General features: G+C 62.4%; 18 protein-coding genes. 11 read left to right on the plus strand and 7 right to left on the minus strand.

What is annotated here, in order from left to right:
* Positions 1-62: 62 nt before the first annotated feature.
* The 6 genes from BLU76_RS14050 to edd all read right to left on the minus strand — a co-directional run bounded on the left by BLU76_RS14050 (position 63) and on the right by edd (position 8,108).
* On the minus strand, positions 63-1,364 hold the full coding sequence (locus BLU76_RS14050) for an ABC transporter substrate-binding protein (protein ID WP_092223146.1): 1,302 nt from the start codon (positions 1,362-1,364) through the stop codon (positions 63-65).
* Between the two features lie 116 nt (positions 1,365-1,480).
* Positions 1,481-2,740 carry a D-mannose isomerase gene (locus BLU76_RS14055; RefSeq protein ID WP_092223148.1) on the minus strand — a complete coding sequence of 420 codons (1,260 nt, stop codon included), beginning with the start codon at positions 2,738-2,740 and terminating at the stop codon, positions 1,481-1,483.
* 210 nt (positions 2,741-2,950) lie between these two features.
* Positions 2,951-4,420: an ATP-binding protein gene (locus BLU76_RS14060; RefSeq protein ID WP_092144238.1), complete on the minus strand. Its 1,470-nt coding sequence runs from the start codon at positions 4,418-4,420 to the stop codon at positions 2,951-2,953.
* A complete protein-coding gene (locus BLU76_RS14065) occupies positions 4,410-5,141 on the minus strand; it encodes a response regulator (RefSeq protein ID WP_003184616.1) in 732 nt (243 codons plus the stop codon). The genes BLU76_RS14060 and BLU76_RS14065 overlap by 11 nt, the downstream gene beginning before the upstream one ends.
* Before the next feature lie 184 nt (positions 5,142-5,325).
* The gene (locus BLU76_RS14070) at positions 5,326-6,285 is read right to left on the minus strand and encodes a glucokinase (protein ID WP_092223150.1); all 960 of its coding nucleotides are present in this window, start codon (positions 6,283-6,285) and stop codon (positions 5,326-5,328) included.
* Positions 6,282-8,108, minus strand: a complete 1,827-nt coding sequence (gene edd / locus BLU76_RS14075; protein WP_092223154.1) for a phosphogluconate dehydratase — start codon at positions 8,106-8,108, stop codon at positions 6,282-6,284. Before edd ends, BLU76_RS14070 begins: the two co-directional genes overlap by 4 nt.
* Positions 8,109-8,326: 218 nt before the next feature.
* On the opposite strand from edd, the gene gap reads away from it, so the two are divergent.
* From gap to BLU76_RS14110, 7 genes are all read left to right on the plus strand, one after another.
* Complete coding sequence (gap, locus tag BLU76_RS14080; RefSeq protein ID WP_003184623.1) at positions 8,327-9,328, plus strand: type I glyceraldehyde-3-phosphate dehydrogenase; 1,002 nt, start codon at positions 8,327-8,329, stop codon at positions 9,326-9,328.
* Between the two features lie 246 nt (positions 9,329-9,574).
* On the plus strand, positions 9,575-10,096 hold the full coding sequence (locus tag BLU76_RS14085; protein ID WP_092223156.1) for an RNA polymerase sigma factor: 522 nt from the start codon (positions 9,575-9,577) through the stop codon (positions 10,094-10,096).
* Between the two features lie 99 nt (positions 10,097-10,195).
* On the plus strand, positions 10,196-11,158 hold the full coding sequence (locus tag BLU76_RS14090; protein WP_092223158.1) for a FecR family protein: 963 nt from the start codon (positions 10,196-10,198) through the stop codon (positions 11,156-11,158).
* A gap of 119 nt (positions 11,159-11,277) precedes the next feature.
* A complete protein-coding gene (locus tag BLU76_RS14095; RefSeq protein WP_092223160.1) occupies positions 11,278-13,872 on the plus strand; it encodes a TonB-dependent receptor in 2,595 nt (864 codons plus the stop codon).
* A 140-nt stretch (positions 13,873-14,012) separates the two neighbouring features.
* On the plus strand, positions 14,013-14,603 hold the full coding sequence (locus BLU76_RS14100; protein ID WP_092223162.1) for a biliverdin-producing heme oxygenase: 591 nt from the start codon (positions 14,013-14,015) through the stop codon (positions 14,601-14,603).
* Positions 14,604-14,719: 116 nt separating this feature from the next.
* Entirely contained in the window at positions 14,720-15,160 is a 441-nt protein-coding gene (locus tag BLU76_RS14105; protein ID WP_092144225.1) for a YbaN family protein, read from the plus strand.
* A 34-nt stretch (positions 15,161-15,194) separates the two neighbouring features.
* Positions 15,195-16,541 carry a CoA transferase gene (locus BLU76_RS14110; protein ID WP_092223164.1) on the plus strand — a complete coding sequence of 449 codons (1,347 nt, stop codon included), beginning with the start codon at positions 15,195-15,197 and terminating at the stop codon, positions 16,539-16,541.
* A 189-nt stretch (positions 16,542-16,730) separates the two neighbouring features.
* Here the strand turns inward: BLU76_RS14110 and arcD (BLU76_RS14115) are convergent, their stop codons facing one another.
* Positions 16,731-18,158 (minus strand): arginine-ornithine antiporter, encoded by a 1,428-nt coding sequence (gene arcD, locus BLU76_RS14115; protein ID WP_092223166.1) that lies wholly within the window; start codon positions 18,156-18,158, stop codon positions 16,731-16,733.
* Positions 18,159-18,553: 395 nt separating this feature from the next.
* Between arcD (BLU76_RS14115) and arcD (BLU76_RS14120) the strand changes: the two genes are divergently transcribed.
* The 4 genes from arcD (BLU76_RS14120) to arcC all read left to right on the plus strand — a co-directional run bounded on the left by arcD (BLU76_RS14120) (position 18,554) and on the right by arcC (position 23,429).
* The gene (gene arcD / locus BLU76_RS14120) at positions 18,554-19,981 is read left to right on the plus strand and encodes an arginine-ornithine antiporter (RefSeq protein WP_092144219.1); all 1,428 of its coding nucleotides are present in this window, start codon (positions 18,554-18,556) and stop codon (positions 19,979-19,981) included.
* A gap of 31 nt (positions 19,982-20,012) precedes the next feature.
* Positions 20,013-21,269, plus strand: coding sequence for an arginine deiminase (arcA, locus tag BLU76_RS14125; RefSeq protein ID WP_092144217.1), 1,257 nt, complete (start codon positions 20,013-20,015; stop codon positions 21,267-21,269).
* Between the two features lie 71 nt (positions 21,270-21,340).
* Positions 21,341-22,351, plus strand: a complete 1,011-nt coding sequence (locus BLU76_RS14130) for an ornithine carbamoyltransferase (protein ID WP_014336901.1) — start codon at positions 21,341-21,343, stop codon at positions 22,349-22,351.
* A 148-nt stretch (positions 22,352-22,499) separates the two neighbouring features.
* Positions 22,500-23,429, plus strand: a complete 930-nt coding sequence (gene arcC / locus BLU76_RS14135; protein WP_063322652.1) for a carbamate kinase — start codon at positions 22,500-22,502, stop codon at positions 23,427-23,429.
* Positions 23,430-23,480 lie beyond the last annotated feature (51 nt).

Below are 23,480 nucleotides of genomic sequence, written 5' to 3' on the forward strand. Positions count from 1 at the left end.
GCGGTGCGACGTTTCGCTAAATCCCCTCACCACAAAAGCTCCCACAAGGGAAGCGGCGCTAATTACTTCGCAGACTGAACCGCAGCGCCGAGTTTCTTGGCGGCATCGGCCGGGTCGGCTTTCGGGTCGTTGATGTAGTTGGTCACCACGTCAAAGAACGCACCCTGTACCGCCAACGTGGTCGCCATGTTGTGCGCCATGCTCGGTTGCAGGCCGCCAGACTTGGCGTCCGTCAGGAAGTCCTTGGCAGCGGTCTGGGCGCAGGAATCGAAACCGTACTTGGCCATGTCGGCCAGCATGTCGTTACGAACCGGGATCGAGCCTTTGTTGATGCTGAAGACTTTCTGGAAGTTCTCGCCCAATACGACCTTGGCGATATCCTGCTGACCGGCCGCAGTGCCTTTGTCTTTCTGCTTGAACACCGCCAGGGAGTCGATGTTGTAGGTGAAGGCCTTGTCGGTGCCCGGGAAGGCCACGCACTCGTAGTCCTTGCCGGCGACTTTCTTCGCCGCGGTCCACTCGCTCTTGGCCCAGTCACCCATGATCTGCATGCCGGCCTTGCCATTGATGACCTTGGCCGCTTCCAGGTTCCAGTCCTGGCCCTTGCCGTCGGCGTCCATGTAGGTCGCGACTTTCTTCAGCTCGGTCAGTGCCTTGATCATCTCCGGACCGGTCAGGGCCTTGTTGTCCAGGTCGACCAGGGCTTTCTTGTAGCCATCAGCGCCCATGACCGAGAGCACCACGGCTTCGAACACGGTGCTGTCCTGCCAAGGCTGGCCACCGTGGGCGAGCGGAATGAAGCCCGCGGCCTTGAGCTTGTCGCCGGCTGCATAGAATTCTTCGAGGGTGGTCGGGTTCTTGGTGATGCCGGCTTTCTTGAAGACCTCCGGGTTGATCCACAGCCAGTTGACGCGGTGGATGTTCACCGGCACGGCGACGTAGTCACCGTCGTACTTCACGGTATCGGAGACTTTCTTGTCGAGCAGGCTGTCCCACTTCTCGGCCTTGGCAACATCTTTCAGGATGTCGGTGTCGAGCAGCCCGGTGGACGCCCATTCCTGGATGTCCGGGCCCTTGATCTGGGCGACGCCAGGCGGGTTACCAGCCACGGCACGGCTCTTGAGCACGGTCATGGCAGTGGAACCGCCACCACCGGCGACAGCGCCGTCCTTCCAGGTAAAGCCGTCTTTTTCTACCTGGGCCTTGAGCACATCGACCGCGGCTTTTTCACCACCCGACGTCCACCAGTGGACGACTTCCACGGAACCTTTGGATTCGGCGGCAAGGGTGCTGACAGGGAATGCTGCGACGGGAAGCAGGGAAGCAAGAGAAATGACAGTAGCGAGGCGAGAAATCGCATTCATCTAGAATTACCTTTCTTGTTGTTATGCATGCAAGTCTGGTGCTTGCGCTGCATGGATTCTAATCAGAGGGAATCCCTTCGCAGGTAACGAAGGGACGTGCAAATGTCACGACATGGTTACACAGGCGAAGGACTGGATAACCGCGCCAGGGCTGACGCCATGCTCGGTGCCAAGGGCAGGCGCGGAATCAACACCGCCTGCCAGGCGTGATACAGGTCCGGCTTGCCTGGCCAGATGTCGGCGCTGGGGCGGTTTTGCGGATCGAGTTCGTGATGCCAGCTGCCGTTGCAGCGATCGATGAAATGTTTGTCACAGAACTCCCAGAAGCGCCGATACCAGGCTTCGTACTTCGCCTCGTCGGTGCGCTTGAGCAAGGCGCTGGCAGCGGCCGCCGCTTCGGCGTGGACCCAATGCAGTCGATGGCGAACCACCGCGCGGTTGTCCCAATCCAGGGTGTAGACAATGCCCGGCGCACCGTCGACGCCCCAACCGTGGCGGCAGTTCTGATCGAAGAGTTTTTGTGCGTCCTGGGCCAGCCAACCCGGGGTCAGCATGCCGATCTGGACGCGCGCCGCCTCAAGGTGCAGCAGCAGTCGCGCCCATTCGAAACCGTGGCCAGGGGTGGTGCCGTAGGGACGGAAACCATCGGCAGGATTGTCCTGGTTATATTCGCGCAGCGGCTGCCAGTGGCGATCGAAATGCTCCACCACCAGGTAGTCGTTGGCGGCGGCATGGCCGTGGATCACCCGTTCGACGATGTGCAGGGCGCGAGCCAGCCAGCGCGGGTCGTCGGTGGCATCGGCCAGGGCCAGGAACGCTTCGGTGGCGTGCATGTTGCTGTTGGCGCCGCGATAGGCCTCTTCCTCAGTCCAGTCGCGGTTGAAGGATTCGCGCAGTGCCCCCTCTTCTTCGCTCCAGAAATGCTCATCGATGATTCGCACCGCTTCGTCCAGCAACGCCGCAGCGCCGGGCCGCTGGGCCACCACCGCGGAACTGGCCGCCAGGGCAACGAATGCATGCAAGTAGGCCGCCTTGCCCGCGCCATCTTCATCAGGCCGTGTCGTGGCAAACCAGCCACCGTGCTCGGCGTCGCGCAAGGGGCCGCTCAACGCCTGGACACCGTGATCCACCAGCTCGGCAAACCCCGGCAGCCCCTGGATGTGGGCCATGGCAAAGCTGTGGGTCATGCGCGCGGTGTTCATGGTTTCGGCCCGTGCATTGGCCGGCAGGCGCCCCAGCTCGTCCAGGTTGCCAAAGCCGTCCGCCAGCTTCGATGCCTTGGCGAACGCCAGCAGCCGCAAGCCTTCGTCGGCAAGCCATTGCTGGTGGGCAGGGGCGTTCAGCCAACTGCTGAAGGCCGGTTGGAAGGTGTCCATTGGGTGGTACCTTTTTTGTTGTTTTGACGCAGGGAGTCTAAACAAGGGATGAGGAGTGGCAGGTAACGAAAGGCGCGAGTTATGTCACCGACTTGTGACATTGATGATCGTTCCCCCCGCGTGGGAATGCCGCCCGGGACGCTCTGCATCCCCTTTAAAGCCGAACGCAGAGCGTCCGTTGAGGCATCCCCACGCAGAGCGTGGGAACGATCAGTCAGTTGAACGAGGCAATTGCAGGGTCACCCGCAACCCCCCTTCACGCAGGTTCTGCAGGCTCACTTCGCCGCCATGGCTGTGGGCGATATTGCGGGCGATGCCCAGGCCCAGGCCATAGCCCTGCTGTTGCCCGGCCAGGCGAAAGTGCGGTTCGAAGACTTGCTCCAGGCGCTGTTCCGGCACGCCGGGGCCTTCATCGTCGACGTGCAGGATGAAGGCGGTTTCATCGTCATCGATGTGCAGGTGGGCGTTCTGTCCGTATTTCAAGGCATTGTCGATCAGGTTGCCGATGCAGCGCTTGAGCGCCAGTGGCTTGCCCGGATACGGCGCCAGGGCCCGGCCATCCTGGGTCACCCGACCGTTGCCGTTGGGCGCCAGGTAAGGTTCGACCAGGCAATCGAGCACATGATTGAGGTCCACCGGTTCGATGTTTTCGTGGATGTCGGTGTCCTTGACGCATTGCAGCGCGCCTTTGACCAACAACTCCAACTCATCCAGGTCACGACCAAACTTGGCCTGCAGGTTTTCGTCTTCCAGCAGCTCGACTCGCAAGCGCAAGCGGGTGATGGGCGTGCGCAAGTCATGGGAAATCGCGCTGAACAACTGGCTACGTTCGGTCAGGTAGCGGCTGATGCGTTCGCGCATGGCATTGAACGCCCGCCCCACTTCCACCACTTCGCTGCCGCCGCCCTCGGCCACCGGCTCCACTTCGGCACCCAGGGACATGTCCCGCGCGGCCCGGGCCAAACGCTTGAGCGGTCGGCTCTGCCAGTGCACCAGCAAGCCGATGAACAGCAATAACAAGCTGCTGGTAAGCACGATGAAACCCACCTGTTGCGTAGGCAGGTCCTGCTCTTCGAGGCTGGTGTAAGGTTCGGGCAGCAGCGAGGCGATGTACAACCACTCCCCCGGCGCCATCTGGATCTGCGTGACCAGCACCGGCGGGTTCACCGGTTCCAGGGTCAAGGCGTAGTGAGCCCACGAACGGGGCAGTTCATCGAGTTTGAGCCCAGCGTTGAAAATTCGCAGGTCGTCGGGGCTGACAAAATTCACCGATATGTCGGCGTTACTGCCCAACGACCGGCGCAACACATCGTCCACCGCCTTGAGCACCGCCAGTTTGCGCGGCGTGATCGGCAGCACGTCCATGCCCAGGGGCTTGTCGTTGAGCGTGACGACAAATCGCGTACCGCCCATGCTGCGCAACTGGTCCAGCACCAATGGCCGGTACGCCACCGGCAGCGAACGCAAATAACTGACGCTGGCGGTCATCGAATGGGCCAGGCTGCGGGCACTGGTGACCAGGCCTTCGAGCTGGGTGGCGCGCAACTGCGAGACCCAGATCAGGCTGGACAAGGTCTGGGCGAACAGCACCACCAGCAAGGTCAGCAGCAGCATCCGTCCCAGCAGCGAGCGCGGTACCGGCACCCGTCGGGCGACTTTTTTGATCCAGTCAATGACCATTGCTGGCAACCACACTGGCCGCCAGCTGATAACCGCTGCCACGCACCGTGCGAATCAGCCGCGGCGGCTTATCGGTGTCACGCAAGCGCTGACGCAGACGACTGACCGCCATGTCGACGATCCGGTCCAGGGGCATCAGCTCACGGCCACGGGTCGCATTGCCGATGGTGTCGCGGTCGAGGATTTCCTGGGGATGATCGAGAAACAGCTTGAGCAGGGCGAAGTCGGCGCCGGAGAGAATCACTTCTTCACCGTCGGTGTGGAACAGCCGATGGCTGACCATGTCCAGCCGCCATTCATCGAAGGCCAGCACTTCACCGCCGGAGCGTTCCTGGCCGAATTGCGCCCGGCGCAGCAGTGCCTTGATGCGCGCCTGCAATTCACGCGGGCTGAAAGGCTTGCCCAGGTAATCATCGGCGCCCAGCTCAAGGCCGATGACCCGGTCGGCTTCGTCGGAACTGGCGGTGAGCATGATGATGGGCACATGAGCCTGGCGTGGGTGTTGGCGAACCCAGCGGCATAGGCTGAAGCCGTCTTCATCGGGCAGCATCACATCAAGGATCACCAGGTCGCTCGGCGCATCGTTCAGCGCCTGGCGAAACCCGGCGCCGTCGGGCGTGGTCCGCACCTGGAACCCCGCACGGCTGAGGTAGGTGTCCAGCAGTTCGCGAATCTCCTGGTCGTCGTCGACCAACAAAATCGATTTGTTTACTGAACTCACGGGCCTCGTCCTTGTTGTTTGGATTGGGGCGATTATGCCTGATGGACAAGGCCTACAAATACACTGCAAAAACTCTGTGGGAGCGGGCTTGCTCGCGATAGCGGTGCAACAGCCAACCTCAATGGCGACTGACACTCCGTCATCGCGAGCAAGCTAGCTCCCACAGTACAGTACCTACCGAACCTTAAGCGGCGGCGGATTGCTCCAACGCCACACCCGCACCCATCAGGCCGGGGTACGGCGCGGTCACCAGCCAGACCGGAATGCCCTTGAAGTAATCGCTCATGCAGCCCTTGTCGGCGAAGCAACGGGCGAAACCGCTTTCGAGGAAGAAATCGGCAAACCGCGGGACCACGCCACCGACGATGTAGACACCGCCGCGCCCGCCCAACGTCAACACATTGTTGCCGGCCACGCGCCCCAGCCAGCGGCAGAACTGCTCGAGCACTTCCAGGGCAATGGGGTCGCCAGCCAGGCCGGCGGCGGTGATGGATTCGGGGGTGTCGAGCACCGGCACATGGCCGTCCACCGCGCAAATGGCCCGGTACACCCGAGGCAAACCGCTGCCGCTCAGGGCGGTTTCGGCGCTGACGTGGCCGATCTCGTTGTAGATGTGCTGCCACAGTTGGGTTTCCCGCGGGCTGCTCAGGGGCAGGTCGACATGGCCGCCCTCCCCCGGCAACGCGGCGAAACGGCCTTCGCCCAAGTCCAGCAACGTACCAACGCCCAGCCCGGTACCCGGGCCGATCACCACTGCCGGGCGCAACGGCTCCGGAGTGCCTTCGCATACGACCCGGTACTCATCGAGACGCAAGCAAGTCATGCCCAGGGCCATGGCCGAGAAATCGTTGACCAGCAACAGCTTCTCCACCTGCAAGGTCTGGCAGAACGCCAGGTTGCTCAGGCGCCAGTGATTGTTGGTAAAGCGAAACTCATCGCCGCTCACGGGACCGGCCACCGACAGGCACACCGAACCGATGGCGCCCGGTTTCAGGCCCAGGCCACTCAGGTACACCTGGATGGCATCTTCCGGGCAGGCATAATCCGCTGTTGCCAGCACCTGGATGTTTTCCAGGGCGTGGTTTTTCCACAGCGCAAAGCGTGCGTTGGTCCCACCGATGTCACCGACCAAAGCCAGTTTCAATTAAGCGTCTCCAGGGCAGAAGTGAAGGCGCTGGCGCCCTGCTCCGCCGAGCTGAAGGCCATGCGCATGAAACCGAACAGCTCGCGGCCGGTGCCGATGTTGTTGCCCAACAGGCCCTTGGCCGGCGTGCGCGCGGCGAATTCCTCGGCGTCCACCTTCAATTCCAAGGTGCCTTTGACGCCATCGACGCGGATGATATCGCCCTCCTGCACCCGGGCCAACGCACCACCGACATAAGCTTCGGGGCTGACATGAATGGCCGCCGGGATTTTCCCCGACGCACCGGACATGCGCCCGTCGGTCACCAGCGCCACTTTGAAGCCACGGTCCTGCAATACGCCGAGGAACGGCGTCATCTTGTGCAGCTCGGGCATGCCGTTGGAGCGCGGGCCCTGGAAGCGCATCACCGCGACGAAGTCTTTCTCCAGCAGGCCGGCCTTGAATGCATCAGCCAGGTCCTGCTGATCCTGGAAGACCATGGCCGGGGCTTCGACGACCTGGTTTTCCAGGGCCACAGCCGAGACCTTCATCACGCCACGGCCCAGGTTGCCTTCCATCACCCGCAGGCCGCCTTCAGACGAGAACGCGCGGGCCACCGGGCGCAGGATGTTTTCGTCGAGGCTTTCGATCGGGCCGTCGCGCCACACCAGCTCGCCGTCCTCGAGGAACGGCTCCTGGGTGTAACGGCTCAGGCCGTGACCGAGCACGGTGTTGACGTTTTCGTGGAGCAAACCGGCTTCCAGCAATTCACGGATCAGGAACGACATGCCGCCCGCCGCCTGGAAGTGGTTGATGTCGGCCTTGCCGTTCGGGTAGACATGACTCAGGGTCGGCACCACCTCGGAGAGGTCGGCCATGTCCTGCCAGGTCAGCTGGATACCCGCCGCCATGGCGATGGCCGGCATGTGCAGGGTGTGGTTGGTGGAGCCGCCGGTGGCGTGCAGCGCAACGATGGAGTTGACCAGCGAGCGTTCGTCGACGATCTCGCCGATGGGCATGAAGTTGCCGCTCTGCTTGGTCATGCGCGTGACCTGGAACGCCGCTTCACGGGTCAGGGCATCGCGCAGTGGAGTGTTCGGGTTGACGAACGAGGCGCCCGGCAAATGCAGGCCCATCACTTCCATCAGCAACTGGTTGGTATTGGCCGTGCCGTAGAAGGTGCAGGTGCCCGGGCTGTGGTAGGACTTCATCTCCGATTCCAGCAGCTCTTCGCGGGTGGCCTTGCCTTCGGCGTAGCGCTGGCGAACGTCGGCTTTTTCCTTGTTGGAGATGCCGGACACCATCGGTCCGCCGGGTACAAAGATCGTCGGCAAGTGACCGAAGCGCAGCGCGCCCATCATCAGGCCCGGGACGATCTTGTCGCAGATACCGAGCATCAGCGCGCCATCGAACATGTTGTGGGACAACGCCACCGCCGTGGACAGCGCGATCACTTCGCGACTCGGCAGGCTCAGTTCCATCCCCGCCTCGCCCTGGGTCACGCCGTCGCACATCGCTGGCGTGCCACCGGCGAACTGGCCGACCGAGCCGATCTCGCGCAGGGCTTTCTTGATCTGTTCCGGGAAGGTTTCGTAAGGCTGGTGGGCCGAGAGCATGTCGTTATAGGAAGACACGATGGCGATGTTGGCGGCGTTCATCATCCGCAGGTGATGTTTGTCTTCGGTGCCGCAACCGGCCACGCCGTGGGCGAAGTTGGCGCATTGCAGCTTGCCGCGCGTCGGCCCGTCGCTGGCTGCACCACGGATCAATGCAAGGTAAGCCTGACGCGTGGCGCGGCTGCGGGCGATAAGCCGTTCGGTGACCTCAAGGACGCGGGGATGCATGTGTAGAACTCCAGGCTAACGGGTGTGGCGACCTGATTGTCTATGCTGGTCAAAAGCCCCCTGGCGTTGGGCGACAGGCGGTTTATTGACCATTCGGACCAGTTGATTCAGGTCACTCGTTGTAGATAAAACAAAATATTGCCACTAAAAAGGCTTGTTTTCTATTTTTATGCGAATAATCTTGTAATTCCAACAACAAATCGATGGCGGCGCCGTTAATGACTCTTCGAATCGCAATCAATGGTTTTGGCCGCATCGGCCGCAACGTTCTTCGTGCACTGTATACCCAAGGCTATCGTCGCGACCTGCAGATCGTCGCCATCAATGACCTGGGCGACAGTGCGATCAACGCTCATCTGCTCAAGTTCGACACGGTCCACGGCACGTTCGATGCCGACGTGCAGCACGATCACGAAAGCCTGACGGTCAATGGCGACCGCATCTCGGTCAGCGCCATCCGCAACCCGGCCGAACTGCCTTGGGCCGCTGAAAAAATCGACGTCGTGTTCGAATGCACCGGCCTGTTCACCGACCGTGCCAAGGCAGCCGCGCATATCAGCGCCGGCGCCCGCAAGGTGATCATCTCGGCCCCGGCCAAGGGCGCCGACGCCACCGTGGTGTATGGCGTGAACCACGACATCCTGCGCCAGTCCCACCAGATCATCTCCAACGCTTCGTGCACCACCAACTGCCTGGCCCCGGTGGCCCAGGTGCTGCACCGCGAGCTGGGCATCGAAAGCGGCCTGATGACCACCATCCATGCCTACACCAACGACCAGAACCTGACCGACGTCTACCACAGCGATCCGTACCGCGCCCGCTCGGCCACCCAGAACATGATCCCGAGCAAGACCGGCGCCGCCGAAGCGGTGGGCCTGGTGCTGCCGGAACTGGCAGGCAAGCTGACCGGCATGGCGGTGCGCGTACCGGTGATCAACGTGTCCCTGGTGGACCTGACCGTGCAACTCAAGCGCGAAGCGTCGGCCGAAGAAGTCAACGAACTGCTGCGCCACGCCAGCCAGCATTCGAAGATCCTCGGCTACAACACCCTGCCGCTGGTCTCCAGCGATTTCAACCACAACCCGCTGTCGTCGATCTTCGACGCCAACCACACCAAGGCCAGCGGCAAGCTGCTCAAGGTGCTGGCCTGGTATGACAACGAATGGGGCTTCTCCAACCGTATGCTGGATAACTGCCTGGCGTTGTGTAACGCCGAGTAACTCATTGCTGGCCAATGTGGAGCGGGCCTGTAAGAGCAAACCTTGGGAGCAGGCCTGTGGGAGCAAAGCCTGCTCGCGATGACACCGTCGCATGCAGCACCTGTGCAGGCTTGAGAACGCTATCGCGAGCAAGCTTTGCTCCCACAGGTTGCGCTCCCCGCATGGCTTGGCGTGATGAAATGAAGGCTTGACCCGCAACGTAGATGATAAGCATTATCATCAACTCGAACCGGATCGGGCCCTACCGTGAGTCAATCGCGCTTTCATCACGTTTTCCTCGCCCAACGCACACCGCTGCTGCGCACTCTCGAGCGCATGGTCAGCAACCCCAGTACCGCCGAAGACCTGCTCCAGGAAACCTACCTGCGTGTCACCCGTGCATTGGCCGAACGCACGGTCGAGCACCTCGAACCCTTTGTTTTCCAGACCGCCCGCAACCTGGCGCTGGACCATCTGCGTGCCCGGCGCATCCAGTCGCGGACCTTGCTGGATGACGTACCGCCGGAAGTCGTCCACAACGTCGTCGCCCCCCAGAGCAGTGCCGAGGACGCCGCCCATGCCCAGCAACTGCTCGAGCGCCTGAACGTCAGCCTCCAGGCCCTGACTTCGCGACAACAGCAGATCTTCATTCTCAGCCGCCTGCATGGCCACAGTTACCAGCAGATCGCCGAACGCCTGGGCGTCTCCCTGAGCACCGTGCAAAAGGAACTGAAACTGATCATGGCGATCTGTGTGGGTGTGGCTGAACGTAGCCACGGCGAGCAGTGACCCGCCCCCACGCGTCAGGCCATAAGCTGCGTACACGCTTGCCACTTGCTGCGTACAGCTTGTAGCTTGAGCCCATGCCGCTAATACCGAGACCCCACTGTGACGGACAATCTCCGCTCTGCCGAGCCCACTGCGACGCCGGAAACCGCCCATGCCATGGAGCAGGCGCTGGACTGGCTGATCCTGCTGGACACCCCCAGCGAGGAACAGACGCGGCAGTTCCACGCCTGGCTGGCGGCCGATTCGCGCCACGGCGAGGCGTTCGCCCGAGCCCAGGCGATCTGGAACGGCCCGCAGGTGATGGAAAGTGCCCGCCAGCTTGAAGCCGCGCCCAAGGTTACCGCGCTGTCGCGCCTGCGCGCCCACTGGAAACCCCTGGCCACTGCCGCCGTGCTGTTTCTCGGTCTGTTCAACTTCAGCGACCTGCCCCTGCGCCTGCAGGCCGACCACCTGACCGTGGTCGGTGAGCGCCAGCGCCTGCAGTTGGAGGACGGCTCCAAGGTCTTGCTCAACACCGATTCGGCCTTCTCCAGCACGTTCAACGAGCAGCGACATGTGGCGCGCCTGTACAAGGGCGAGGCGTTTTTCGAAGTCCCGGGCAACCGTAACCTGCCGCTGGAAATCGATGCCGGCCCGGTCATGGCCAGCGTCAGCGACACCGCGTTCGCCGTGCGCTACCTCGACGGCGTGGCCCAGGTCCAGGTGCAGCGTGGCGACGTGGACCTGCGGGCCACCCGCAACGACACCCATGTGCGGCTGTCGGCTGGCGAAAGCATCCGCATCGGCCCCAACGGCTTCGACCGCCCGGCCCGGCTCGATGCCAACACCGACCTGGCCTGGGTCCAGGGTCGGCTGGTGTTCGAAAACCGGCCCCTGAGCCAGGTACTGGCCGAGCTGCGACGCTATTACCCCGGCTGGATCATCAACAGTAACGAACAATTGGCCAACGTGGCTGTGACCGGCAACTACCGCCTAGACCAGCCGCTGGACGTGGTCCGTTCGCTGGCCCATATCACCTCGGCGCGGCTTCAGGAGTTCCCGGCGCTGGTGATCCTGAACTAAATGAGAATTATTTTTACTCGATAGGCTCCGCTGATTCGTCTCGTTATAGCCAATGCAATTGATTCGCATCCAACGATGTGGATCTGCACCTATAACAGATGCGACACGGAGCGCTATCGATGTCCTCTCGCCTTACTTGCCGGTTTCTTGCCCCCTCTTGCACGCTGTCACTGCTCACCGCCGCCCTCCTGATGGCCGGCACAGCGCCGCTCGCCCTGGCCGCCACCGCCGTGCAACCCGCTGCACGCAACATGGGCGACTACACCTTTGCCATCGCCCGGCAGCCCCTGGTTTCGGCCCTGAATGCATTCACTGCGGTCACCGGCTGGCAAATCGGGATGCCCGCGGAACTGGCCGCAGGCGTCGCCTCGCCAGGGGTGAACGGCTCGCTGTCACCTGAAAAAGCCCTGGAGCGCCTGTTGGTGGGGACCCACCTGAGCTACCGCAAGCTGGGCGACAACAGCATCGTCCTGGAAAAAAGCAGTGCCGGCGGCGCGCTGGAGTTGCAACAAGTAACCATCAGCGCCACCCGCCAGGAACAGGACATCACCAGCGTACCGAGCACGGTCACGGTCCACGACCGCCAGGAACTGGATCGCAACAACGTCAATACCCTCAAGGATCTGGTGCGCTATGAACCAGGCGTATCGGTGGGCGGCGCGGGCCAGCGCGGCGATATCAGCGGCTACAACATCCGCGGCATCGACGGCAACCGGATCCTGACCCAGGTCGACGGCGTGGAAATTCCCGGCGGCTTCTTCAATGGCCCCTACGCCAAGACCCAGCGCAACTACGTCGACCCGGAAATCATCAAGCGCGCGGAAATCCTGCGCGGTCCGGCCTCGGTGTTGTACGGCAGCAATGCCATCGGCGGTGCCGTCAGCTACTTCACCCTGGATCCGGACGACATCATCAAGCCAGGCGAGGATGTTGGCGCCCGCCTGAAGACCGGCTACAGCTCCGCCGACGAGAGCTGGCTCAAGTCCGCCACCGTCGCTGGCCGTAGCGGGCAGTTCGACGGCCTGTTGCACTACAGCCAGCGCGACGGTCATGAAACCGAATCCTACGGCAACCACAACGGCACCGGCCTGGACCGCACCGCGGCCAACCCCCAAGACGTGCGCGCCAACAACGTGCTGGCCAAGCTCGGCTGGAACTACAGCGATGACGCACGCCTTGGCCTGGTCTACGAGAAGTACAAGGACGACCGCGACAGCGACCTGAAAAGCGCCTACGGCGGCCCCTACGCCAACGGCCAGCCGGCGATCCCCGACTTTGTACTGCCCGGCGGCATGTACCAGTGGCGCACCGGCAACGACACCATCAGCCGCGAGCGTTTCGGCCTGGAACACAGCTTCGCCCTCGACAGCCTGCTGGCCGATCACATGAAGTGGAGCCTGAATCACCAGGTCGCCAAGACCGACCAGAGCACCGCCGAATTCTACTTCCCCATCACCCGCCAGGTCCTGCGCACCCGGGAGACCCTCTATGAAGAGAAACAGTGGGTCTTCGACGCGCAACTGGAAAAGGCCTTCAGCGTCGCCGACACCGATCACGCGCTGACTTACGGCACCACCCTCAAGCAACAGAAAGTCACCGGCTCGCGCAGCGGCAATGGTGTGTGCCTGGCGGTTGGCGTCGGTTGCTCCGCGGTAGGCGCCATCAGCACCCGGGACGTGTTGGCAAAAGCCAGCGACTTCCCGGACCCGACCATCAACACCTACAGCCTGTTCGCCCAGGACCAGATCAGTTGGGACCGCTGGACCTTCATGCCAGGCCTGCGCTACGACTACACCCGGCTCAAGCCGCACCTGACCGAGGAATTCCTCAACACCGTGGACCCTACCGGCGGCGGTACAGTCAGCGGCAAGAACAAGACCTGGCATCGCGTCTCACCGAAGTTCGGCCTGACCTACGCCCTGAGCGATGAGTACACCTGGTACGGCCAGTACGCCGAAGGTTTCCGCACCCCGACCGCCAAGGCCCTGTACGGTCGTTTCGAGAACACCGACGCCGGCTATAGCGTAGAACCCAACCCCGATCTGGAACCGGAAAAAAGCAAGAGCTACGAGACCGGCCTGCGCGGCCGTTTCGATTCCGGCTCGTTCGACGTGGCGGTGTTCTACAACAAGTACCGCGACTTCATCAACGAAGACGCCATCACCCCTGGCGCCGATCAGTTGACCTTCCGGAGCAACAACATCAAGCACGCCACCATCAAGGGTGCCGAGGCCAGGGGACGCTTGGAGCTGGAGGTGTTTGGCGCACCGAAGGGCTTGTACACCCAAGGCTCGGTGGCCTACGCGTACGGTCGCAACAACGACACGGGCGAGCCGCTCAACAGCATCAACCCGCTGACCGGAGTGTTCGGCCTGGGCTACGACCAAGACCGCTACGGCACTTTGCTCAGTTGGACCTTGGTCAAGAAAAAGGACCGGGTCGACGACAGCAACTTCAACTCGCCTGATGGCGTGAGCAGCCAGTTCAAGACACCAGGCTTCGGCATCCTCGACCTGAGCGGTTTCTACAAGGTGACCGACGACGTCACCGTCAGTGGCGGCCTCTACAACCTCACCGACAAGAAGTACTGGCTGTGGGACGACGTGCGCGGCTACGACAGCGTCGGCGAAGCGGCGGTATTGAGCCCCGCCAACCTCGATCGTCTGACGGCGCCGGGGCGTAACTTCGCGGTGAACCTGATCTGGGATATCTGACCCAGGCCCAAGGATTTCCCCTGTGGCGAGGGAGCTTGCTCCCGCTGGGCTGCGCAGCAGGCCCATTTTTGTGAGTGCTTCGCACTCAAGCGGGAGCAAGCTCCCTCGCCACACAATGTGCTCACTCAAAGGACTTTTTCATGAATACCCTGCGCCCCACTTCACGCTCCCAACGCCTGAACCAGATCACCCACGAGCCTCACAGCAAGCTCGACGCCCTGGTCAAGGCCCACGCCCCGTTCGAAACCCCGGCCAGCTTCGCCCGTTTCGTCGTTGCCCAGTACCTGTTCCAGTCGGAACTGGTGGCGCTGTACAACGACGCCGAACTGTCCGCCCTGATTCCCGACCTCCCGGCCCGATGCAGGGCGGAAGCGGCCAAGGCGGATCTGGCAGACCTGGACACCGAAATCCCTGCGCCAGTGGCCGGTGCGGTGAAAAACCCGACCCGGGCCGAAGCCCTGGGCTGGCTGTTCGTCTCCGAAGGCTCCAAGCTCGGCGCCGCGTTCTTGATCAAGCGTGCCGTGGGCCTGGGGTTGAGCGAGACCTTCGGCGCCCGGCACCTGGCAGAACCTGCCGGTGGGCGCGCCGAAGGCTGGAAAACCTTCACCCGCACCCTCGACAGCCTGGCCTTTACCGAACAGCAGGAAGCCGAGGCGGACAAAGGTGCGCTGGATGCGTTCAACCGGTTTACGGTGTTGCTGGAACAAGCTTATGCAGCCGACCTGGCCTGACTCAAACCGCTCCCGCAGGAGATTTAGGGTGGATGCCTATCTTCAGTCCCCCAGAAACCAGTGTGGGAGCGAGCTTGCTCGCTCCCACAGAGATTGTGCATGACTGAAAAACGCTGATGAACCGCCCCTCGAAACTCACCCAACTGCTCTTCGCCCTGCTCGCCTACGCTAGCCTGGGCATTGGCCTGGTCGCCATCGTCGTGCCTGGCTTGCCGACGACCGAGTTCATCCTGCTGGCCGCCTGGGCCGCGACCCGCAGTTCGCCGCGCCTGAGCGCCTGGCTGGAGAACCATCGTCTGTTCGGGCCGATTCTGCACAACTGGCGCAACGGCAAGGTTATCCCGCGCCGGGCCAAGGTCGGTGCCACTACCAGCATGCTGCTCTGCGCAGGCTTGATGCTGGTGCTGCTCGACCACGCCTGGCCGCTTTACCTCGCGCTCGCCGGCATGGGCCTGGGCAATCTGTGGATCTGGTCGCGCCCGGAACAGGCACGGGGCTCTTGTGGCGAGGGAGCTTGCTCCCGCTGGGCCGCAAAGCGGCCCCCAACGGATTTTTGATCTATGATCGCCCTCTCGTACTGGAGGGCTTTCGATGTCAGATCTGCTCACGTCCATGCAAACCGCACTCGGCTTGCCCACGACCCCGATCACCTTCGCTGGCGATGGCGCGCTGCCCTCGGCCTTCGCCGCCACGGAGCTGGCCAGCGCCAGCATCGCCGTGGCCGGCCAGGCGACCGCCGAACTCATCCAGCAACAAACCACTCGCCTGCCACCTGTCGAGGTCGACCGACGCCTGGCGTCGTTCTGGTTCTCCACCTCCCTGCGCCCCATCGGCTGGAGCGTGCCGCCGATGTGGGACCCGGTGGCCGGCGACTACGCCAGCGCCGACGGCTGGATTCGCCTGCACACCAACGCACCGCATCATCGCCTTGCGGCGGAAAAAGTCCTCGGCACCTGCACCGACCGCGCCGACATGGCGGCCAGGGTGGCCCGATGGAACAAGGCCGAGCTGGAACAGGCCGTGGTCGACGCAGGCGGTTGTGCCGCCGAGATGCGTTCATGGCAAGCGTGGCAGGCCCATCCCCAAGGGCTGGCGGTGAACGCCGAGCCGCTGGTGCACCTGAGTGAAACGACTGGAGAGCGGCGCAAACCCTGGCTCGGCTCCGTGACCCAGCCACTGGCGGGCCTCAAGGTGCTGGATTTGACCCGCGTGCTGGCCGGCCCCGTCGCCAGCCGCTTCCTCGCCGGCCTGGGGGCCGACGTGCTGCGCATCGACCCGCCGACCTGGAACGAACCCGGCGTGGTGCCGGAAGTCACCCTGGGCAAACGCTGCGCCCGCCTCGACCTGCATCGGGCCGATGATCGCGCGGCATTCGAGGCACTGCTCAAGGACACCGACATCCTTTTGCACGGCTACCGTGCCGACGCCCTGGAACGCCTGGGCTACGGTGCCGAGCAGCGCCGGCAGATGGCCCCGGGCCTGATCGACGTCAGCCTCAATGCCTACGGCTGGAGCGGCCCGTGGCAGAACCGGCGCGGCTTCGACAGCCTGGTGCAAATGAGCAGCGGCATTGCCGAAGCCGGCATGGGCTGGAAACACACCGACAAACCGACACCGCTGCCGGTGCAGGCGCTGGATCATGGCACCGGCTATCTGCTGGCGGCCAGCGCCCTGGTGCTGTTGTCCCGGCGCCTGGCAAGCGGTCAGGGCGGCTCGGCACGCCTGTCACTGGCACGCACGGCGAAGCTGTTGATCGAACGTGGCGCAGGGGATTCGACCCTATTGCGAGCCGAGGCTGAGGATGATCAGGGCCTGGTGGTCGAACAGACGCCATGGGGACCGGCCCATCGCTTGCACGTGCCCTTGAAAATCACTGGGACGCCGCTGCAATGGACCTTGCCAGCGGCGGAACTGGGCGCGCATCGGGCACGGTGGTGACGCTCACTACCGGTTAAAAAATGCCCTTTGTGGCGAGGGAGCTTGCTCCCGCTGGGCTGCGCAGCAGCCCCCTCCAAAAGCCACTACAATCAGCTTGAAACACCGCGTCGTCGGGCCTCGGGGCCGCTGCGCGCCCCAGCGGGAGCAAGCTCCCTCGCCACAAGAGTCCGCCTCGACAACGTGGTAGCCTCACAACTCCAAAAACCCACTGTACAACCCATAAGCCGCGATGCCCGCCCCTGACATCACGCAAGCAAATATTCCCTTTTCCACATGGGTGAACAAGGGCTGCCCCTGCTCGCGCTTGGCCTGGGCAAACAGGATCACCCCGGGCGCATACAACAGCGCCGACAGCAGCAGGTATTTCACGCCTCCGGCATACAGCAGCCACACCGCGTAGCACAGCGCGACGCTACCGATGCACAGGTCTTTCATGCGCCGTGCCGAGCCCTGTTCGTAGGTTTCCCCCCGGGCGCAAAGCAGCACCGCATAAGCCGCCGACCACAGGTACGGCACCAGGATCATCGACGAGGCGAGGTAGATCAGGCTGGTGTAGGTGCCTGCGGAAAACAGAGTGATCAGCAAAAACAGCTGGATCATGCCATTGGTCAGCCACAGCGCGTTGACCGGCGCACGGTTGGCATTCTCCTTGGTCAGGAACGCCGGCATGGTCTTGTCCCGGGCGGTGGCGTAGAGGATTTCAGCGCACAACAGCGCCCAGGACAGCAGGGCTCCCAGCAGTGAAACCGCCAGCCCCAGGCTGATCAGCAACGCGCCCCAGGGCCCGACAATGTGCTCCAGCACACCGGCCAAGGATGGGTTCTGCAACTGTGCCAGTTCCCGCTGGCTCATGACCCCCAGGGACAACACATTCACCAGCACCAGCAGCGCCAATACCCCGAGAAACCCGATCACCGTCGCACGCCCTACGTCCGCACGTCTTTCTGCCCGTGCCGAATAGACGCTGGCGCCTTCGATGCCGATAAACACGAACACCGTCACCAGCATCATGTTGCGCACCTGGTCCATCACACTGCCCAGGTCCGGATTCATCGCGCCCCAGATATCGCGGGTGAAAACCTCGGCCTTGAAGGCCACGGCGGCCATGACGACGAACATCAACAGCGGCACGACCTTGGCCACGGTGGTCACTAGATTGATGAAGGCCGCCTCCTGGATCCCGCGCAGCACCAGGAAATGCACCGCCCACAGCAACAACGACGCACAGCCGATGGCCACCGGCGTATTGCCTTGGCCGAACACCGGGAAGAAGTAGCCCAAGGTACTGAACAGCAGCACGAAGTAACCGACATTGCCCAGCCAGGCACTGATCCAGTAGCCCCAGGCAGACGAGAAGCCCATATAGTCACCGAAGCCGGCCTTGGCATAGGCGTACACGCCCGAATTCAATTCCGGCTTGCGATTGGCCAGGGTCTGGAACACGAAGGCCAGGGTCAGCATGCCGATGGCGGTGATGGCCCAGCCGATCAGCACCGCTCCGACATCGGCCCGGGCCGCCATGTTTTGCGGCAGGGAAAAAATCCCGCCGCCGATCATTGACCCCACCACCAGTGCGATCAGTGCACCCAGTGGCAACTTTTCAATCGGCTGCGGCATCTTCTCTCACTATTAAATTAAGTAAATAAAGCGACATAACGTTTTTGAATAACGTCATCCACACAAAGTCCAAAGACTTATGACCCGGCCATTCTCCAAGCCCCTAATTAAAAAGACCATGACACCCCATCATTATTGTCACGAACGCAGCCTACAAAATAGTTGCGACTCAGTGGAAATCAACTAGCGTGAATAATCCTGCGGCAAGAAAACCTTCACAAAGCCTTTGCCAAAGGCCCTGAAACGGGCCTTTCGAGTAACTTCAAGACGCCAACGGACGGTGTTAACTCCTTCATTAACAATGGAATGTTGCCATGCACTGATCCAGATCAGCTATTCAACTTTCAAATCGACTTAGTCTGTTGGCTCTCTTCTCCTGCACTGGAGTCTCGCAAATGTCTGATACGCCCGGAAAACTTCGATTAGGTGCGTTGGTTGCACTGGTTGTCGGCTCCATGATCGGCGGCGGGATCTTTTCCCTGCCACAAAACATGGCCGCCAGCGCCGACGTCGGTGCGGTGCTGATCGGCTGGGCCATCACCGCCGTCGGCATGCTGACCCTGGCCTTCGTGTTCCAGACCCTGGCCAACCGCAAACCCGATCTGGACGGCGGGGTGTATGCCTACGCCAAGGCCGGCTTCGGCGACTACATGGGTTTCTCCTCTGCCTGGGGTTACTGGATCAGCGCCTGGCTGGGCAACGTCGGCTACTTCGTGCTGCTGTTCAGCACCCTGGGTTACTTCTTCCCAATCTTTGGTGAAGGCAACACCGTTGCGGCGGTAATCGGCGCCTCGGTGTTGTTGTGGGCAGTGCACTGGCTGGTGCTGCGCGGCATCAAGGAAGCCGCGTTCATCAACCTCGTCACCACCGTGGCCAAGGTCGTGCCGCTGGTGTTGTTCGTGCTGATCGCGGTGTTCGCCTTCAAGCTCGATATCTTCACCGCCGACATCTGGGGCTTGAAGAATCCGGACCTGGGCAGCGTGATGAACCAGGTGCGGCACATGATGCTGGTCACCGTGTGGGTGTTCATCGGCATCGAGGGCGCGAGTATTTTTTCCGCCCGCGCAGAGAAACGTACCGACGTGGGCAAGGCCACCGTCATCGGCTTCATCACCGTACTGCTGTTCCTGGTACTGGTGAACGTGCTGTCCCTGGGCATCATGACCCAGCCTGAACTGGCGAAGTTGCAGAACCCGTCCATGGCCGCCGTGCTGGAGCATGTCGTGGGGCACTGGGGCGCGGTGCTGATCAGCGTCGGCCTGATCATCTCGCTGCTCGGCGCCCTGCTGTCCTGGGTATTGCTGTGCGCCGAGATCATGTTCGCCGCTGCCAAAGATCACACCATGCCCGAGTTCCTGCGCCGGGAAAACGCCAACCACGTACCGGCCAACGCCCTGTGGCTGACCAACGCAATGGTCCAGCTGTTTTTGGTCATCACCCTGTTCTCGGCCAGCACCTACCTGTCACTGATCTACCTCGCCACTTCGATGATCCTGGTGCCGTACCTGTGGTCGGCGGCCTACGCCGTGCTGCTGGCGGTGCGCGGCGAGACCTACGAAGGCTTCGCGGCCGAGCGGCGCAAGGACCTGATCATCGGCGCTGTCGCCCTGATCTACGCCGTATGGCTGCTGTACGCCGGCGGGATCAAGTACCTGCTGCTCTCTGCCCTGCTCTATGCCCCCGGCGCGATCCTGTTCGCCAAGGCCAAGCGCGAGTTGGGCAAACCGATTTTCACCTCTGTCGAGAAGCTGATTTTCGCCGCAGTGATCGCAGGCGCCCTGGTGGCGGCCTACGGGCTCTACGACGGCTTCCTGACCTTGTAGTTGGCTGATTGTTCTAACTGGAGGATTTGTAATGACCACGGAAAAAGTGAAATACGGCGTGCATTCCGAAGCCGGCAAATTACGTAAAGTCATGGTGTGTTCCCCAGGCCTGGCCCACCAGCGGCTGACCCCGAACAACTGCGACGAGCTGCTGTTCGACGATGTGATCTGGGTCAACCAGGCCAAGCGCGATCATTTCGATTTCGTCACCAAGATGCGCGAGCGCGACATCGACGTGCTGGAAATGCACAACCTGCTGACCGACATCGTCGCCATCCCCGAAGCCCTGGACTGGATCCTGCAGCGCAAGATCACCGCCAACTCGGTGGGCCTGGGCCTGGTGAATGAAGTCGGTTCGTGGCTGCGCAGCCTGGAGCCACGCCATATCGCCGAATTCCTGATTGGCGGCGTCTCGGCCGATGACCTGCCGGACAGCTTCGGTGGCAAGACCATTCAGATGTTCCGCGACTTCCTCGGGCACTCCAGCTTCATCCTGCCGCCGTTGCCCAACACCCAGTTCACCCGCGACACCACCTGCTGGATCTACGGCGGCGTGACCCTGAACCCGATGTATTGGCCGGCGCGGCGCCAGGAAACCCTGCTGGCCAGCGCCATCTACAAATTCCATCCCGAGTTCACGAACGCCGACTTCCAGGTCTGGTACGGCGACCCGGACCAGGAGCACGGCAACGCCACCCTTGAAGGCGGCGACGTGATGCCCATCGGCAACGGCGTGGTGCTGATCGGCATGGGCGAACGTTCGTCCCGCCAGGCCATCGGCCAACTGGCGCTGAACCTGTTCAAGCACAAGGCCGTGGAACGGGTGATCGTCGCCGGCTTGCCGAAATCCCGCGCGGCCATGCACCTGGACACCGTGTTCAGCTTCTGCGACCGCGACCTGGTCACGATTTTCCCCGAAGTGGTGAGCCAGATCGTCGCCTTCTCCCTGCGCCCTGACGAGAGCAAGCCCGGCGGCATCGATGTGCGTCGCGAGGACGGCAGCTTCCTCGATACCGTGGCCGCGGCCCTCAAGCTGCCGGCGCTGCGGGTGGTGGAAACCGGCGGCAACAGCTTCGCCGCCGAACGCGAACAATGGGACGACGGTAACAACGTAGTGGCCGTGGAGCCGGGCGTAGTGATCGGCTACGACCGAAACACCTACACCAACACCCTGCTGCGCAAGGCCGGTGTGGAAGTCATCACCATCAGCGCCAGCGAACTGGGCCGGGGCCGTGGCGGTGGTCACTGCATGACCTGCCCGATCATCCGCGACCCGATCGATTACTGACCTTTGAGCCTGGGCCGGTATCGATCCGATACCCGCCCAGGGGATAACCTACACCTGAGGAGATCCACATCATGGCGTTCAACATGCGCAACCGCAGCCTGCTGAGCTTGATGCACCACACCAACCGCGAGCTGCACTTTCTGCTGGACCTGTCCCGCGACCTCAAGCGTGCCAAGTACACCGGCACCGAACAACCGCACCTCAAGGGCAAGAACATCGCGCTGATCTTCGAAAAGACCTCGACCCGCACCCGCTGCGCCTTTGAAGTGGCAGCCCATGACCAGGGCGCCCACGTCACCTACATCGACCCGGTGTCATCGCAGATCGGTCACAAGGAAAGCATGAAAGACACCGCCCGGGTCCTGGGGCGGATGTTCGACGCCATCGAGTACCGGGGCTTCGAACAGGAGATCGTCGAGGAACTGGCCAAGTTCGCCGGCGTGCCGGTGTTCAACGGCCTGACCGCCGAATTCCACCCCACCCAGATGATCGCCGACACCCTGACCATGCGCGAACACAGTGACAAGCCGCTGCATGACATCAGCTATGCCTACCTGGGCGATGCCCGTTACAACATGGGCAATTCGCTGCTGATGATCGGCGCCAAGCTGGGCATGGACGTGCGCATCGGCGCGCCGAAAGCCTTGTGGCCGCATCAGGACTTCATCGACCAGTGCCAGGCCTTTGCCGCCGAAAGTGGCGCGCGCCTCACCATCACCGAAGACCCGAAGGAAGCCGTCAAGGGCGTGGACTTCATCCACACCGACATCTGGGTGTCCATGGGCGAGCCGGTGGAAGCCTGGGATGAGCGCATCGAGCAATTGCTGCCCTACCAGGTCAATGCGCAAATGATGAAAGCCTCGGGCAACCCGCGGGTGAAATTCATGCACTGCCTGCCAGCGTTCCATAACAGCGAAACCAAGGTCGGCAAGGACATCGCCGCCCGTTACCCGAACCTGGCCAATGGCGTGGAAGTGACCGAGGAGGTCTTCGAATCGCCGGCCAACATCGCCTTCGAGCAAGCGGAAAACCGCATGCACACCATCAAGGCGATCCTGGTCTCGGCGTTGGCGGATATCTGAAACCAACGCAGTTCCCTTGTGGGAGCGAGCTTGCTCGCGATGGCGCAGGAACAGGCAACATTGATGTCGACTGACACACCGCTATCGCGAGCAAGCTCGCTCCCACAAGGGACCGCGTTGTTCGTCCATTTCTTAGAAGGACAACACCATGCGTATCGTCGTTGCCCTGGGCGGTAACGCCCTCCTGCGTCGGGGTGAACCCATGACCGCAGACAATCAACGCATCAACATCCGCACCGCGACCGAACAGATCGCGAAAATCCACCCCGGCAACCAACTGGTCATCGCCCACGGCAACGGCCCGCAGGTCGGCCTGCTGTCGTTGCAGGCAGCGGCCTACACCTCGGTGACGCCGTATCCGCTGGACGTGCTCGGCGCCGAAACCGAAGGCATGATCGGCTACATCATTGAACAGGAACTGGGCAATCTGCTGGACTTCGAAGTCCCCTTCGCCACGCTCCTGACCCAGGTTGAAGTGGACGGCAACGACCCGGCCTTCCAAAAACCCACCAAACCCATCGGCCCGGTCTACAGCCAGGAAGAGGCGCAGAAACTGGCCGCCGAAAAAGGCTGGGCCATCGCCCCGGACGGCGACAAGTTCCGTCGCGTGGTCGCAAGCCCCAGGCCCAAGCGCATCTTTGAAATCCGCCCGATCAAATGGCTGCTGGAAAAGGGCAGTATCGTGATCTGTGCCGGCGGTGGCGGCATCCCGACGATGTACGACGCCGACGGCAAGCTGCAAGGCGTGGAAGCGGTCATCGACAAGGACCTGTGCTCGGCGCTGCTGGCCGAACAGCTGGAAAGCGATCTGCTGGTGATCGCCACCGACGTCAACGCCGCGTTCATCGACTTCGGCAAGCCGACCCAGAAAGCCATCGCCCAGGCCCACCCCGACGAAATGGAAAAGCTCGGCTTCGCCGCCGGCTCCATGGGGCCGAAGGTGCAGGCCGCCTGCGAATTCGCGCGCAACACTGGCAAGGTCGCTGTGATCGGTTCACTCTCGGACATCGACGCGATCGTCCTGGGCAAGGCCGGCACCCGTATCAGCACGGCGACACCTGGCATCGCTTATCGATAACAGGAAACTTGCGGGGCGGATCCAGGGTCTGCCCTACTCCCCATGCCTTCA

The sequence above is a fragment of the Pseudomonas sp. NFACC08-1 genome, from assembly GCF_900106735.1.
GTDB lineage: Bacteria > Pseudomonadota > Gammaproteobacteria > Pseudomonadales > Pseudomonadaceae > Aquipseudomonas > Aquipseudomonas fluorescens_Q.

Coding starts and splice junctions, on each gene's coding strand:
- BLU76_RS14050 (WP_092223146.1), bottom strand. CDS start 1,364: ATGAATGCGATTTCTCGCCTCGCTACTGTCATTTCTCTTGCTTCCCTG.
- BLU76_RS14060 (WP_092144238.1), bottom strand. CDS start 4,420: ATGGTCATTGACTGGATCAAAAAAGTCGCCCGACGGGTGCCGGTACCG.
- BLU76_RS14095 (WP_092223160.1), top strand. CDS start 11,278: ATGTCCTCTCGCCTTACTTGCCGGTTTCTTGCCCCCTCTTGCACGCTG.
- arcD (WP_092144219.1), top strand. CDS start 18,554: ATGTCTGATACGCCCGGAAAACTTCGATTAGGTGCGTTGGTTGCACTG.
- arcD (WP_092223166.1), bottom strand. CDS start 18,158: ATGCCGCAGCCGATTGAAAAGTTGCCACTGGGTGCACTGATCGCACTG.
- BLU76_RS14110 (WP_092223164.1), top strand. CDS start 15,195: ATGTCAGATCTGCTCACGTCCATGCAAACCGCACTCGGCTTGCCCACG.
- BLU76_RS14130 (WP_014336901.1), top strand. CDS start 21,341: ATGGCGTTCAACATGCGCAACCGCAGCCTGCTGAGCTTGATGCACCAC.
- BLU76_RS14100 (WP_092223162.1), top strand. CDS start 14,013: ATGAATACCCTGCGCCCCACTTCACGCTCCCAACGCCTGAACCAGATC.
- edd (WP_092223154.1), bottom strand. CDS start 8,108: ATGCATCCCCGCGTCCTTGAGGTCACCGAACGGCTTATCGCCCGCAGC.
- BLU76_RS14055 (WP_092223148.1), bottom strand. CDS start 2,740: ATGGACACCTTCCAACCGGCCTTCAGCAGTTGGCTGAACGCCCCTGCC.
- arcC (WP_063322652.1), top strand. CDS start 22,500: ATGCGTATCGTCGTTGCCCTGGGCGGTAACGCCCTCCTGCGTCGGGGT.
- arcA (WP_092144217.1), top strand. CDS start 20,013: ATGACCACGGAAAAAGTGAAATACGGCGTGCATTCCGAAGCCGGCAAA.
- gap (WP_003184623.1), top strand. CDS start 8,327: ATGACTCTTCGAATCGCAATCAATGGTTTTGGCCGCATCGGCCGCAAC.
- BLU76_RS14105 (WP_092144225.1), top strand. CDS start 14,720: ATGAACCGCCCCTCGAAACTCACCCAACTGCTCTTCGCCCTGCTCGCC.